13 protein-coding genes and 1 tRNA gene are annotated in these 13,267 nt (G+C 64.2%); 7 read left to right on the top strand and 7 right to left on the bottom strand.

Features of this window, described 5'->3' with window-relative positions; translation table 11 throughout:
• The first annotated feature begins 499 nt into the window (after positions 1 to 499).
• A complete protein-coding gene (locus QM801_RS06620; protein ID WP_415018418.1) occupies positions 500 to 1,012 on the top strand; it encodes a DUF4405 domain-containing protein in 513 nt (170 codons plus the stop codon).
• Positions 1,013 to 1,098: 86 nt separating this feature from the next.
• Here the strand turns inward: QM801_RS06620 and tig are convergent, their stop codons facing one another.
• The 5 genes from tig to QM801_RS06595 all read right to left on the bottom strand — a co-directional run bounded on the left by tig (position 1,099) and on the right by QM801_RS06595 (position 5,038).
• Positions 1,099 to 2,463 carry a trigger factor gene (gene tig, locus QM801_RS06615; protein ID WP_415018417.1) on the bottom strand — a complete coding sequence of 455 codons (1,365 nt, stop codon included), beginning with the start codon at positions 2,461 to 2,463 and terminating at the stop codon, positions 1,099 to 1,101.
• Between the two features lie 57 nt (positions 2,464 to 2,520).
• Positions 2,521 to 2,605, bottom strand: a tRNA-Leu gene (locus QM801_RS06610).
• A gap of 192 nt (positions 2,606 to 2,797) precedes the next feature.
• Entirely contained in the window at positions 2,798 to 3,604 is an 807-nt protein-coding gene (locus QM801_RS06605) for a class I SAM-dependent methyltransferase (protein ID WP_415018416.1), read from the bottom strand.
• A 12-nt stretch (positions 3,605 to 3,616) separates the two neighbouring features.
• Complete coding sequence (locus tag QM801_RS06600; protein ID WP_415018415.1) at positions 3,617 to 4,501, bottom strand: DMT family transporter; 885 nt, start codon at positions 4,499 to 4,501, stop codon at positions 3,617 to 3,619.
• A gap of 6 nt (positions 4,502 to 4,507) precedes the next feature.
• Positions 4,508 to 5,038 carry a tetratricopeptide repeat protein gene (locus tag QM801_RS06595; protein ID WP_415018414.1) on the bottom strand — a complete coding sequence of 177 codons (531 nt, stop codon included), beginning with the start codon at positions 5,036 to 5,038 and terminating at the stop codon, positions 4,508 to 4,510.
• A 78-nt stretch (positions 5,039 to 5,116) separates the two neighbouring features.
• Between QM801_RS06595 and QM801_RS06590 the strand changes: the two genes are divergently transcribed.
• From QM801_RS06590 to QM801_RS06575, 4 genes are read left to right on the top strand one after another with little or no spacing between them, the layout of a single operon-like run.
• Complete coding sequence (locus QM801_RS06590) at positions 5,117 to 6,055, top strand: DMT family transporter (protein ID WP_415018413.1); 939 nt, start codon at positions 5,117 to 5,119, stop codon at positions 6,053 to 6,055.
• Positions 6,052 to 6,978, top strand: coding sequence for a DMT family transporter (locus QM801_RS06585; RefSeq protein ID WP_415018412.1), 927 nt, complete (start codon positions 6,052 to 6,054; stop codon positions 6,976 to 6,978). The genes QM801_RS06590 and QM801_RS06585 overlap by 4 nt, the downstream gene beginning before the upstream one ends.
• A 10-nt stretch (positions 6,979 to 6,988) precedes the next feature.
• On the top strand, positions 6,989 to 8,227 hold the full coding sequence (locus QM801_RS06580) for an MFS transporter (RefSeq protein WP_415018411.1): 1,239 nt from the start codon (positions 6,989 to 6,991) through the stop codon (positions 8,225 to 8,227).
• Between the two features lie 3 nt (positions 8,228 to 8,230).
• Positions 8,231 to 8,590 carry a hypothetical protein gene (locus QM801_RS06575; protein ID WP_415018410.1) on the top strand — a complete coding sequence of 120 codons (360 nt, stop codon included), beginning with the start codon at positions 8,231 to 8,233 and terminating at the stop codon, positions 8,588 to 8,590.
• On the opposite strand, the gene QM801_RS06570 is transcribed toward QM801_RS06575, so the two are convergent.
• Both QM801_RS06570 and QM801_RS06565 read right to left on the bottom strand, forming a co-directional pair.
• Positions 8,585 to 9,898 (bottom strand): NAD(P)H-hydrate dehydratase, encoded by a 1,314-nt coding sequence (locus QM801_RS06570; protein ID WP_415020900.1) that lies wholly within the window; start codon positions 9,896 to 9,898, stop codon positions 8,585 to 8,587. The two genes, QM801_RS06575 and QM801_RS06570, sit on opposite strands and share 6 nt — an antisense overlap.
• Before the next feature lie 34 nt (positions 9,899 to 9,932).
• A complete protein-coding gene (locus tag QM801_RS06565) occupies positions 9,933 to 11,171 on the bottom strand; it encodes a pyrophosphate--fructose-6-phosphate 1-phosphotransferase (protein WP_415018409.1) in 1,239 nt (412 codons plus the stop codon).
• Positions 11,172 to 11,328: 157 nt separating this feature from the next.
• On the opposite strand from QM801_RS06565, the gene QM801_RS06560 reads away from it, so the two are divergent.
• Both QM801_RS06560 and QM801_RS06555 read left to right on the top strand, forming a co-directional pair.
• Complete coding sequence (locus QM801_RS06560; protein WP_415018408.1) at positions 11,329 to 12,612, top strand: MFS transporter; 1,284 nt, start codon at positions 11,329 to 11,331, stop codon at positions 12,610 to 12,612.
• A 98-nt stretch (positions 12,613 to 12,710) separates the two neighbouring features.
• Positions 12,711 to 13,151 (top strand): DUF2852 domain-containing protein, encoded by a 441-nt coding sequence (locus tag QM801_RS06555; protein WP_415018407.1) that lies wholly within the window; start codon positions 12,711 to 12,713, stop codon positions 13,149 to 13,151.
• Positions 13,152 to 13,267 lie beyond the last annotated feature (116 nt).

The following is a 13,267-nucleotide window of genomic DNA, read 5'->3' as shown; positions in this document are numbered from 1 at the left end:
AACAGGGGAACAGTGGCAAGTGCAGACTTTGCAGGCCAAAATCGCTGCGTTTCCAAACGCCGCTGCGGCCCGTTGAACGCGGGCGCGAGTTTTTCGCACCGCGTCCCGGCGGGTTTCAGGGGCAGAACGGCTTTGCGCCGAACACACCACCACTCCCATTCATTGCATGCAGGCGCGAGGCCGGACGGGGAACATACCCTCCTCCTTCCCTTTTTCCGGTGCCGCCCATGAGATGAGGCGGCGCCCCCCTCGTTGATCCCGTCATGCCCGCGAAGGCGGGTACCTCGGGGTGCGGGTGTTTTGTAACCCTCATGCTGAGGTGCATGGCAAAGCCATGCCTCGAAGCATGCGCAACCGGCAGGCCCTTCGAGGCTCGCTCGCGCTCGCACCTCAGGGTGAGGTCTTTTCTTGAAAAGCAGCGACGGAATTCCGCCCCCTCCTCCGTCTTCACCTCGCAACACACCCACGCGCCGCGACAGCCCGCGCACAAGAGACCATCATGCCTGACATCCTGAACCGCTATGCCACGCCCTTCGTCACGGGCTTCTTCCTCATTTCCCTCATCTCGGGCGTCGCCCTCTTCTTCCACGTCGGCACCTCCGCCTTCCGCGAGATGCACGAGATCCTCAGCCTGGTGCTGATCCTCCCCTTCGTGCTGCACGTCTGGAAGAACTGGCGCTCGCTGCTCAACTATTTCCGCCGCACGCCCTTCTGGATCGGCTCCGCCGTCTCGCTGGTGGCCGCACTTGCCTTCGCCTGGCCCGCCCTCACCGGCAGTGCTGCAGGCACCGCCGGCGGCCCGCCGCCCTTCGCCCTCTCCAATGCCGTGCTGAAGGCCCCGGTGGCCGAGGTTGCCCCCGTGCTCAACACCACGCCGGATGATCTTCTTGCCGGCCTCAAGGCCAAGGGCTTCACCGTGACCACCACGGACGAGGCTCTCTCCGACATCGGCACGAAGTCCGGCAAGGACACCATGGAACTGGCCGCCGCCCTCGTCGCGCTGGCCAAGTGATCACCAACACCCGCACAAAAAAGAACCGCCCCGCATGATCATCATGGGGGCGGCATTTTATTCGTCGCGCGATGGCGAGGCGGGGATCAGCCCTCGTCCTCGAGGTCCTCTTCCACCATCTTCTGCAGGTCTTCGCGGCTCGTTTCCTTGTCGGTCACGCTGGCCTTGCCCACGATCAGGTCCACCACCTTCTGTTCGAAGATCGGGCCGCGCAGCTCGATCAGCGCCGAGGGGTTCTTGCGGTAATAGTCATAGACCTGCTTTTCCTGGCCGGGGAACTGGCGCACGCGGGCGATCAGCGCCTGCTGCAGTTCCTGCTCGTTCACCTGGATGTTTTCCTTTTCGCCAAGGGTGCCCAGCACCAGGCCCAGGCGCACGCGGCGCTCGGCGATGGCGCGGTATTCCTTGCGGGCCTCGTCTTCCGTGGTGTTCTCGTCGGCGAAGCTCTTGCCGGCGCGCTGCATTTCATTCTGGAGTGCATTCCAGATGCCGTTGAACTCGGCCTCCACCAGCTTCTGCGGCAGCTCGAAGGTGTATTCCTTGTCGAGCGCGTCCAGCACGTCGCGCTTCAGCTTCATGCTGGTCATGCGGCCGAACTCGCGCTCGATGCCGCCCTTCAGCATGTCGCGGAGCGCCGCGAGCGATTCAAAGCCCATGCGCTTGGCGAACTCGTCGTCCACGGTGGCGGCCTTGGGCGCGTCGATGGAGGCAACCTTGGTTTCGAATTCGGCGGGCTTGCCGGCAAGCTCAGGAACGCCATACGACTCGGGGAAGGTCACCTTCACCACAACCTCGTCGCCGGTCTTCTTGCCGATGAGCTGGTCCTCGAAGCCGGGGATGAACTGGTTGGAGCCAAGCTCGAGTGGAATGTTCTCGCCCGTGCCGCCGTCAAAGGCCTTGCCGTCGATCTTGCCGACGAAGGAAATGGTCACGCGGTCGCCCTTCTCGGCCTTGGCCTTGGCGTCCTTCGATTCCCAGCTCTTGGAGCCGGAGGCGAGGCGCTCCACGGCTTCGTCGAGGTGGGCGTCGGTCACGCTGACGACATGCTTGGTGAGCGCGAGGCCGGCATGATCCTTCACCTGGAATTCGGGGATCACCTCGGCCGAGACGTCGAAGGAGAGGTCCTTCTTGCCGTCCATGATCTGCTCCACCTCGTCGGCGGCTTCCGGCAGCTTCACTTCCGGCTGGTAGGCGGGCTTCAGGTTGCGGTCGGCAAAGACGGTGCGGGCGCCGTCGTCGATCGCCTTCTGCACCACTTCGGCCATGACCGACTTGCCATAGAGGCGCTTCAGGTGCGCCACCGGCACCTTGCCGGGACGGAAGCCCTTGATCTGGGCCTTGGGCGCCATTTCGGCCAGGCGCTCCTCGGCCTGCTGGGCCAGCGTGGCGGCATTCACCACCACCTTGAATTCGCGCTTCAGGCCTTGGCTTGCGGTCTCGGTCACGTTCATGGGTCTGCTCTCTGGTTCAGGCCCCCTGTGTCGATACGGCATTCTGCCAAGCGCGTCTGGTGCGGGCGGAGGGACTTGAACCCCCACGGGTTTCCCCACAGGAACCTAAATCCTGCGTGTCTGCCAATTTCACCACGCCCGCGCATGCCAGCGGCCAATCAAGCCAAGGGGCGATTAGGTCGGCGCGGCTATAGCAGAGCGTTTCCCGGGGTGCCAGCAGGAAATGGGGCAAAATCGCCGTGCGCCGTCACGGGGTTGGCGGGCCTCCGGAATTATAATCCATGAATAGGATTATTTTGCTTGCTGTTTCCGGAAAGCCGTTCTAAGGGCGAAGTCAGGGTGCGCGGAACACATGAACCGCGTAGCCATCCCGGAGTTTCCGCAGGAACGTGTGGAACAGGAAACCGGGAATGGAAATGGCGCCGAAGGCCCGCGCCCGGCCGATGATCGAGATGCGCTGTTCCAGCGCATAACGTTCATCGAAGGCCAGGCTCTTCGGGTCCTGCGGCTGGGGCACGAAGTCGGTGCCGAGTTTCCGCAGCACCTTGCGGAAGGGCAGCGCCACCTTCTCCGCGAAGTGCGCCGTCATCAGGTCACAGATCAGCGTGTGTCCCGGCAGCGCCTCCTGCAGCGTGGCGAAGAGATCGCGCTTCTGGTCGTCGTTCAGATACATGGTGACGCCTTCGAGGATCACCAGCGCATCGCGCGTGCCGGCGTGCAGCACCAGCTTGTTGGCCAGGTGCTCGCGCACGAAGTCGACACCCGTCCGCAACAGCGGCATCGGGCAGTCGGAGACGGGCAGCAGCTTGTTCTTCACCGCCAGCAGCGCCGGCTGGTCGAACTCCACCCAGTCGCCGCCGCCCAGCCTGTAGGGCCTGGTGTCGAAGCCTGCGCCCACCATAAAGATCTTCTGACGCGGATTGCGCTTCAATCTCTCCCGCACCAGATCGTCGATGATCCGCGCCCGCGTGGCGTTCGATGCATTGGGCATCTTGAGGTTGGCAAAGGGTGCGAAGGCCCGCTGCCCTTCGCCGGTCATGAAGCGTTGCGCAAAGGTGTCGCCGCAGATGGGGTCGGGGTCCGCCGCGTCCTGCGCCCTCACTCCGCAGCAGTAGTAGGCAGTCTGTGCAACGGCATCCATGTCATCCTCCGTTCACCGCCGGCGCTGGGGCCAGTTCGAGATGCCCACGCCGATGGCAATCGCCCCTGCCCCCGCCCACACAAGAGGCGGGTAGTGTTCACCCAGAAAGACCACCCCGAGCAGCAGGCCGACCGCCGCCGCAACATAGCCGATCTGGCTCAGGTAGGTCGGTCCGCCCACCCATTGCAGGCGGAAGAACACCACGAACATCGCAGAAGAGATCGCAATCTGCAAAAGAAGAAGGCCGGGTGTTTGCAACGCCTGCGCGACGGCCCCCTCCTGCCCCCACAGCATCAGCAGGATGGCAAGCGGCACCGCCGCCACGAGGTTGGTGATCGCCGCCATCTGCAGGGGCGCCATCCCTTCGGGCCAGTAGGCTGTGCGGTAGACGTTGCCGAGGCCGAGCGAGATGGGCACCAGAAACGCCAGCCAGAACCAGTGCCCGCCGCCTTCCATGGTGAGCCCGTTGCGCGACAGCGTGATCAGAAACGCACCCGCAAAACCAAACGCCACGCCGGCGAGCAGCCGTCCGTTGGGTGGCCGCACACCCGCCGCCATGGAGAGCGCGGCGGTCACCAGCGGAGAGAAGGCATACATCAGCGACATGAACCCGCTCCCCACATGGGGCAGCGCCGAGAAGCCCACCGCATTCGGCACCACATAGGCGAGCAGTCCGGAGATGAAGCCGAAGAGAATATGAGGTGCCTTCAGGCTGAAGCTTCCGAGCACCAAGCTTGCAATCGCAATCAGCACGCCGGGCCCGAGCGAAATCACCAGCGCCCACAGCATGGGGTCGAAGCCTGCGCCATGCGCCAGCTTGCCCACCGGAAAATAAAGCCCGAGCAGAAGCCCGGTCGTCAGCAGCAGGAAGAGCGGGTTGTCTTTTGCGGGCACCATGCCGCCTTACTTGTCGAGGCCCATCTGCTCGCGCATCTTGGTCAGCACCTCGGCGGCGTGGGCATCGGCTATCTTGATCGCCGCATCCATGTCGGACTTGGCGGCCTTCTTGTCGCCCTTCCCCATGAGGTAGGAGGCGCGGATCACGAGCACCCGGTAATCGTTCGGGCTCGCCGCCACGGCCTTGTCAAAGTCTTCGAAGGCGCTCTTCCAGTTGTTGAGGACGATCTTCACCTCGCCGCGATGGGCAAAGGCCTGGCCGTTCGTGGGGTCGGAGAGCACGGCAGTGGTAAAGTCGGCAATCGCCTCGTCCAGCTTGCCAGCCTTCATGTAGAGCACGCCGCGCTCGAAGGCGGCAGCGGCATGCTTGGGATCAAGCTTCAGGGCGGCGTCGAACTGCGCCATGGCTCCGGGCATGTCCATCGCCTTGAGGGCGGCACGCCCGCGCTCCACCGCATCATCGGCGGGGGCGGCGTGGGCCAGCGTGGAGAGGGAGATCAGGGCGGCGGCGAGTGCAATGCGGGAGAATTTGAACATGATCACAATGCTAGCCACGGCTGGCATGACAGGCAAGCGCCGCTGGAGAATTGACCCCGCATCCGGAAACGGGCACCCATGCACGCCATGAGCGCGGCGCACGACAACACTCTCCCGAACACCGGCCCCAATACGGGCAAGGCCCTCGCGGCCCTGCTCTTCACGACCCTGACCTGGGGTGTGACGCCGGTCTTCGTGCGCGCCTTTTCCCTGGCTGTGGGCCCCATCGATGCGCTCCTCATCCGCACCACCCTGGTGGCAATCGTCTTCATCGTGCTGATGGCACTGACGACCGGCTTTGCCATCGCCGGCAAGGACTGGCCGCGCCTCCTCATGGTGTCGCTGGTGGGCGTCCTTGGCTACTTCGTCTTTTCGATCTTCGGCTTCGTCCACGCCCCTGCCGGCATCGGCACCCTGATCATGTCGACCCAGCCGCTCCTCATCGCCATCTTCGCGCGGCTCGCCGGAACCGAGAAACTGACCACCGCCACCATCATCGGCCTCCTCGTCTCCTTCGGCGGCTCGGTACTGCTGGTCTCGGGCAACGATCTCGCGACCACAACCTCCACCACCGCGCAGGTGCTGATGGGCTGCGTGCTGATCTTCCTCGCCGGCGTCAGTTGGGCGGTCTTCGTGGTCTTCAGCCGGACGCTTATCCTCGACTACGGCTCGCTCAAGATCACCGGCTATTCCAGCATCCTGATCGTACCGCCGATCCTGCTGATGCTTCTCGTGCCCTCCTTGGGGGCGGACCCAGTGGCAAAGATTGCAACGCTCGACGGCAATGCCTGGGCCTCGCTTGCCTTCCTCACCTTCATCGGCGCCACTCTCAGCGTCGTCACCTGGAATTATGCCGCCGGCGTCTTGAAGCCGTCCATGCTGGGGGCCGCGCTCTACGTGATCCCCGTGCTCGCGGTTTTCGCCGGCTGGGCCATGCTGGGCGAACAGATCACCCTGCACATTATCATCGCAGCCATCATCATCCTCGCGGGCGTCGCCATATCGCAACTCAAATGAAGCAGAGCAAACTCCTCGGGCTGGCGCTGGTGATCTATGCCGTCACCATGTGGGGGCTCGTGCCGGTGGGCATGCGTTCGCTGCTGCTTGAAGTCTCTCCGCAGACGGCCCTTCTGCTCCGCATTTTCCCGGCGGGCCTTTTCGCTGCGATCCTGCTGCCCTTCCTGCCCATGCGGAAACTCACCGGCGGCCACTGGCTCAGGCTGATCGCCGCCGCCCTCATCGGCAACATGGGCTATCAGGCGCTGGCCGCCATCGGCATCCAGCTGATCCCGGCGAGCTGGACGGGGATGCTCTTCGGCCTCGAGCCGGTCTTCATCGCATTGGGCGCCAGCCTCTTCGCGTCGGAGAAATTGACCGCGTGGTTCCTGGTGGGCCTCCTCGTGGCACTTGGTGGAACGGCGGTGCTTGTCCTCGGCAGCGCCACGGGTCAGGTCCGCGATGTCAGCGTCCTCGGCGTGCTGCTGGTCACCGCCAGCACCATGGGCTGGGCGATCTACACCATCCTCATCCGGCCCGTCTCACAGGCGAACGGTGCCTTTGCCACCGCCTGCCTCGCCCTTTCCATTTCCGCAATGCCCACCGTCGCACTGGTCTCGCCCAAGGCCGTCGCGGAAATTCTGACTCTCACCATCGCGCAGTGGGGCATCGTCGCCTTCCTCAGCATCTTCGCGACTGTACTTGCGACCGGCGCCTGGAACGTCGCCCTCGGCCACATGGAAAGTTCACGGGCGGGCATGTTCCTCTATGTCCAGCCGCTGGTTGCGGCGGCAGGCGGCATCCTGCTGCTGCGGGAAGAGCTGACCGGCTGGCTGGCGGCTGGCGGCGCCCTCATCTTCCTCGGCGTCGCCCTCAGCCAGATCCGGGGAAAACGCGACAATCAGCACAATAATGTGACAGACGAAACGGCCGAGGCATATTAAAAGCCGCACCATGACCACCTCCCAAACACCTTCCCAAACCGTCCCCTGGTACTTTGCACCGATGATCGTGCTGATTGCAGGTTGCGTCGTCGCCATCATCAATTTCGGCGTGCGCTCCACCTTCGGCCTGTTCACCCTGCCGATCACCGAGGCCAACCAGTGGCCACGCGAAACCTTCTCGCTGGCAATCGCCATCCAGAACCTTGTCTGGGGCATCGCCACACCGATCGCCGGCATGCTTGCCGACCGTTACGGCTCGGCCCGTGTCCTCATGGCGGGTGCGGTGCTTTACGCCCTCGGCGTGCTGGTCATGAACAACACCTCCGATGCCATGATCTTCAACGTGGGCGGCGGCATCATCGTCGGCATTGGAATCGCCATGTCGTCCTTCAGCATCGTGATGGCAGCACTCGGCCGCATCGTTCCGCCGGAAAAGCGGTCATGGGCGTTCGGGCTTGCCACCGCGTCGGGCTCGCTCGGCCAATTCATCTTCGCGCCCTTTGCGGCAGCCCTGCTCTCGGCCTACGGCTGGCACAATGCGCTCGCCACCCTCGCCTTCTCGTCGCTGCTGATCATCCTCTTCGCGCTTCCGCTTCTCGTGCAGAACACAAAGGCCAGCGCCAAGGTGGCGGGCGAGGCTGATCTCACCATGAGTCAGGCCATCGGCAAGGCCTTCGGCGAACGCTCCTATGTGCTGCTCACCGCGGGCTTCTTCGTCTGCGGCTTCCAGCTGGCCTTCATCACCGTCCACCTGCCACCCTATCTGGCCGAACACGGCATCAGCAAGGAACTGGCGGGCCTCGCCATGGGCCTCATCGGCCTCTTCAATGTCGCGGGCTCCTACCTCTCCGGCATTATCGGCGGACGCGGCGAGAAGCGCGTACCGCTCAGCGTCATCTACTTCCTGCGCTCGCTGTCCGTCGTCGCCTTCATCACGCTTCCGATCACGCCGGTAACGACGCTGATCTTCACCGCGACCATGGGCTTCCTCTGGCTCTCCACCGTTCCGCTCACCATGGGACTGGTGACCGTCATGTTCGGCACCCGCTACATGGCCACACTCTACGGCTTCGTTTTCCTCAGCCACCAGATCGGCTCGTTCCTCGGCGTCTGGCTGGGCGGCAAGCTCTATGACATCTACGGCAACTACGACATCGTCTGGTGGCTGGGCGTGGCGCTGGGTGTCTTTGCGGCCATCGTGCACCTGCCGATCATCGAGAAGCGGGCCACCACCTTTGCAGCGGCGTGAGCCGTGAGCCTGCCGGGCCACCGCTTCGTCTTCACCTTCTTCGCCACGGTGATCATCCTGTGGCTCGTGGTGATGATGGTGGTCATGCGCCACTCCGCCCTGCCGGCCTCGGCAACAGGCCCCATGATGGTTGTCTTTGAACCGGGCACGCCGCAGGACCAGGCCTTCGCGGCGATCGTGCGCGCAGGCGCGAAGCCGATCCGCGAAACATCCTTCGGTTTCATCTGGGTCGTGGATGGAGAGGCCGGCAAACTGGTGAGCGTCGGAGCCCTCGGCGCCTATCGCGAACTGCCGATTAGCCCGGTCATTGCCGGATGCGTCGCCGTTGCCGATGCCAAGGCGTCCGAGGCCTTCGGACTATAGCGCCGCGACGAGGTCTTCAGCGACCAGCCTGCCACAGCGCTGGCCAGCGTCCGCATGGAGCCATGCCCCGGCAGCGGCCGCATCGAAGGCACTCATCCCCTGTGCCAGAAGCCCCGTGATGATGCCAGCCAGCACGTCTCCCGATCCCGCCACGGCGAGGCTCGGCGTTCCGTTGCCGTTGATGACGGCGCGGCCATCCGGATGTGCGATCACCGTATCCGGCCCTTTGTAGAGAACGACTGCACCTGACAGGCGCGCAGCATCGCGGGCCCGCGCCACCTTGTTGTCACTTGCCGGCGCGAGTGCGGAGAACAGTCTCTGGAACTCGCCCTCGTGCGGCGTCATGACGGTCTCGCCCTGGCGGGAAGAAACCGCCTTGAACAGCTCTGCCGGATCGTCCGCAAATGCACTGAGCGCATCGGCGTCCAGCACCACGGCGGCGGAGCTCTTCAAGATGCGCAGCACGGTCTTGCGGGTCGCCTCGTTCACTCCGGCCGCAGGGCCGATGCAGATGGCGGTGACGCGCGGGTCATCCACCAAGAGGCGGAGATCGTCTTGCCGCTCCACGGACTTCAGCATGATGGACGACACATGCGCGGCATGCACCGCCAGCGCTGCGGACGGGCCTGCGATGGACACGACCCCTGCCCCCGCCGCAGCCGCGGCGGTCGCGGCCAAACGGGCGGCTCCGGTCGCAAGTGGCGGTCCGGACCAGACGATGGCGTGACCCCGCTTGTACTTGTGCGTATCGGCGGCCGGAACCGGAAGCGACGGCCGCCGGTTCTCGTGGAGCCGCGGAACGATCTCGGTCAGCACCGATGGCGGAATGCCGATATCGGCCACCACCACCTCGCCGCAGAGCGCACGCCCCGGATAAAGCAGATGCGCTGGCTTCTTGCGGAAGAACGTGACCGTCAGGTTGGCCTGGATGGCAGCCCCGCGCGGCTGTCCCGTCAGGCCATCGAGCCCCGATGGAACATCGATGCTGACGACGGGAACGCCCGCCGCACGCACACGCGCAGCCACGCCGGCCGGCATGTCACGATTCAAACCGGAGCCATAGAGCGCGTCGATGATCAGTCCTGCACCGCTGAGGTCATCGCTCACCGACGCGGGCCAGCCCCAGGACTGGAGATAGCGGCAGGCGACGAGGCCATCCTTGCCGTTGTTGCCGGGGCCGGCCAGCACCACCGTCTTGCGCGCGCCGTAGCGGCGCACGATTTCTTCTGCAACGGCGCGGCCCGCCCGGTCGATCAACTGTGCCTCGCTCACGCCCGCCGCGATGGTCAGCGCATCGGCGCGGTACATCTCGGCAGGGGTGAGGATCTCGTTCACGGCCGCCTCAGTGCCCGCCGCCGCCGGACGACTTGCCCATCGGCTGTCCGATGTCCTTCAGAAGGGCGTGGAACCACTTCTGCGTGGTGTCGAACGGCTTGCCACCCTTGATGCGGGGGAACTCGATCGCCCGCAGCGGCTTGCCCTTCTTGCCTTCATCATGTCCGATCACGCCCGGCACGCCGGCGAGCGCGCTCTTCACCGCCTCGGTGCACATCTTCTTGATGAGCGCGAGGTCTTCCTTGTTCGCCTTGGCCGAGCGCGCGAAATAGCCTGATTTCTGCACCAGCGTCTTTTCCGCCCCCACCATGTCGGCGAAGCGCTTGCCGAACCACTGGCCGGGATTGATCTTGTCGATCTTGACGTGGCCGAAGGCATCACGCTCCGGCTCCTCGCCGCGGGCCTGCATCTCGGCCACGATGTCCTCAACCCCTGCACCTTCCGACAGGAAGATGGTCACGCAGTCTTCCTCATCCATCACCTTGCGCAGGCGCTTGGCCTCCGCCTCAAGGTCGATGGCGATCTCCGGCACATACACGGCATCAATGTCCTTGTAGGCCATGGGCAGGTTGAAGCCCGGCAGGAACTTCTGCTTCTTGAGCCGCTTGCGGTAGGTCTCCGCAGTTGCGGCGGTGAGCCAGCCGCAGTGGCGTCCCATGACCTCGTGGATGAGCAGCATGCGCGGATTGGTGCTCTGCTCGTTGATGGCATTTTCCCAGAAGATGGCGCCCTGCTCCGCCGCCGTGACGGCGCCAAGAGTCTGGGCGATCGGCACCACGTCGTTGTCGATGGTCTTGGGCAGGCCCACCACCGTCAGCTTGTAGTTGTTCTCCGCCAGATAGGCGGCGAGGTCTGCCGCAGTCGTGTTGGTGTCATCACCGCCGATCGTGTGGAGGATGGTGATCCCGTCCTTCACCAATTGCTCTGCCGCGACGTGGAGCGGGTCCTGCCCTTCCTTGACGAGGCCACGCTTCACGCAGTCCTTCACGTTGGTGAGCTTGACGCGGGAATTGCCGATGGGGCTGCCGCCATGCTGGGTGAGGACCAGCGCATTCTTACGGACCTCTTTGGTAACGGGGATGGTCCAGCCCTTGAGCAGTCCCATGTAGCCGTTGCGATAGCCGATGATCTCCGCCTTCGGCAGCTTGCGGGTATACATGTCAATCAGGTAACCGACCGACGCCGAGAGGCACGGCGCCAGGCCGCCCGCGGTCAACAATGCAATCTTGTGTTTGGTCTGGGCCACGTTCCGACTCCGCTTGTGACAGTTTTCGGAGCCTTCCTACGCCAGAGCCGCCCCGGTTTCCAGCGGCCCCACTGCGCCCCCGGCGGCCCGGCCGGATATTGGCGCATCAGGACGATTTTCGCCATCACGCCCGCGGTTCACAATCGGAAGGCCGACCATGGCGAAAGCACCTCCTGAACAACCGACCTCCCTGCTTGTCATCCTGGCCGGCCTCGTCGGGAACATGATGGAGTGGTTCGACTTCGCGGTGTACGGGAACTTCGCCATCATCATCGGCACCCTGTTCTTTCCCTCAACCGATCCGCGCGTCTCCCTGATCGCCTCCTTCGGCGCCTTTGCCGCCGGCTTCCTGGCGCGGCCGCTGGGCGGACTCCTCTTCGGGCGGATGGGCGATGTCTTCGGACGCCAGACGGCGATGCTCGTCTCCATCTGCGCCATGTCGCTGCCCACCATCGCGATCTCGATCCTTCCCGGCTTCGAGCAATGGGGTATCTGGGCTCCGGCCTGCCTGATCACGCTTCGCATCATCCAGGGCCTTTCGGTTGGCGGCGAATACACGAGCTCTCTGGTCTTCCTGGCCGAGCGCAGCGGCCGGGGCCACAGGGCGCGCAATTCCGTGTGGGGATTGTGGGGCGCGGTCTTCGGCATGTTGCTCGGCTCTCTGCTTGCCCTCGGACTTGCGAGCCTTGTGGGCGAAGACGCCATGAAGGCCTGGGGCTGGCGCGTGCTCTTTGCCACGGGCGGCGTCGTGGCACTGGCCGGCATCCTGATCCGGCGCCTGTTGCCGCCCGAAATGAACCACCAGCGGACGGAGGCGCCCATCACCGAACTCCTGCGCGAGCACAAGCGCGGGCTTGTCTATCTCTTCCTCATCAACATCGGTGGCGCGGCGGCCTTCTACACCGTGATGGTCTATGCCGTGACCTACGTCCGCACCATGAACACGTTCGACCGCGTGAGTGCCCTGCAGCTCAACATTTTCTCGATGGCGCTGATGCTGGCCGGCTTGCCGGTCGCCGCATGGGTGGCCGACCGCTTCGGATTACGACGCGTTCTGGTCTGGGGTCTGGCCTTCTCGGCTGTCGCGTCGCTCGTGCTGTTCCAGGGCCTCGTCTCGCAGCAGGTCTCTGTTGTCTATCTCGCCGAAGCGGTATTCGCCTGCATCGTGGCACTGCTGCTGGCGGGTCTCGTGTCCTACAACGTCGATGTCCTGCCGCGGCATGTGCGCTGCACGGGTCTTGCGATTGCGTACAACGCAGCTGTGGGGCTCTTCGGCGGCATCACGCCGATGGTGGCGACCTGGCTGATCGATCAGACCGGCGACAAGACGGCACCGGCCTACTGGTTGTCAGCGGCTCTTGCTGTTTCGCTCGGCGCGGTGCTGCTGCATCGCTCTGCGGACGAAGACAGAGCGCATTCAAAGGCGATGGCAAAACACTGATGCGCAACAGACAATGTTACCATTGCTGCTGTCGTGTTTTCCTTGAATTCTGACCGGGAGGGGCCACGTATGGGGCGTTCACCAAGGAGGTCGGTTTCATGAACACAACGACAGCAGAAGCAGTTGCCTGCGGCAGCAAGCGCAAATGGTCTGCCCTCGAACTTGCCGTGATGATCGGCGGCTTCATCATCTTCTGGCCCATCGGACTTGCCGCACTCGCACTCAAGCTCATCCGTGGCGAAATGTGGCCCGGCGCCGCCCAGTCGGACTCGCCATGGACCGCCTACAAGGCCTGGCGCGACACGCCCGGCAACAAGGGCTTCTCCATGCCGCAGGCTTGGACCGCGCCGGGATCCTCCGGCAACGCCGCCTTCGATGCCTACAAGAAGGAGCAGCTCGACCGGCTTGAGGCGGAACGCCGCCGCCTCGAAGACGAACAGAAGGCCTTTGGCGAGTATCTTGCCCGCCTGCGCAAGGCCAAGGATCAGGACGAGTTCGACCGCTTCATGGCCGAACGCAATCAGCCGCAGGCCGGCTGACCGGGCACTGATAAAAAGGCATGAAATGAATGAGATGACCGGGGCCAAATCCCGGTCATTTTTGTTGCTTCGGGAGCCTCACCTCAGGGCAAAAGACCGAAAATCAGGCATTCTGC

The sequence above is a fragment of the Aestuariivirga sp. genome, from assembly GCF_047600585.1.
GTDB lineage: Bacteria > Pseudomonadota > Alphaproteobacteria > Rhizobiales > Aestuariivirgaceae > Aestuariivirga.
This window is presented reverse-complemented; position numbering and strand designations above follow the sequence as displayed.

Coding starts and splice junctions, on each gene's coding strand:
- QM801_RS06605 (WP_415018416.1), bottom strand. CDS start 3,604: ATGGATGCCGTTGCACAGACTGCCTACTACTGCTGCGGAGTGAGGGCG.
- tig (WP_415018417.1), bottom strand. CDS start 2,463: ATGAACGTGACCGAGACCGCAAGCCAAGGCCTGAAGCGCGAATTCAAG.
- QM801_RS06560 (WP_415018408.1), top strand. CDS start 11,329: ATGGCGAAAGCACCTCCTGAACAACCGACCTCCCTGCTTGTCATCCTG.
- QM801_RS06585 (WP_415018412.1), top strand. CDS start 6,052: ATGAAGCAGAGCAAACTCCTCGGGCTGGCGCTGGTGATCTATGCCGTC.
- QM801_RS06595 (WP_415018414.1), bottom strand. CDS start 5,038: ATGTTCAAATTCTCCCGCATTGCACTCGCCGCCGCCCTGATCTCCCTC.
- QM801_RS06580 (WP_415018411.1), top strand. CDS start 6,989: ATGACCACCTCCCAAACACCTTCCCAAACCGTCCCCTGGTACTTTGCA.
- QM801_RS06620 (WP_415018418.1), top strand. CDS start 500: ATGCCTGACATCCTGAACCGCTATGCCACGCCCTTCGTCACGGGCTTC.
- QM801_RS06590 (WP_415018413.1), top strand. CDS start 5,117: ATGCACGCCATGAGCGCGGCGCACGACAACACTCTCCCGAACACCGGC.
- QM801_RS06600 (WP_415018415.1), bottom strand. CDS start 4,501: ATGGTGCCCGCAAAAGACAACCCGCTCTTCCTGCTGCTGACGACCGGG.
- QM801_RS06555 (WP_415018407.1), top strand. CDS start 12,711: ATGAACACAACGACAGCAGAAGCAGTTGCCTGCGGCAGCAAGCGCAAA.
- QM801_RS06570 (WP_415020900.1), bottom strand. CDS start 9,898: ATGTACCGCGCCGATGCGCTGACCATCGCGGCGGGCGTGAGCGAGGCA.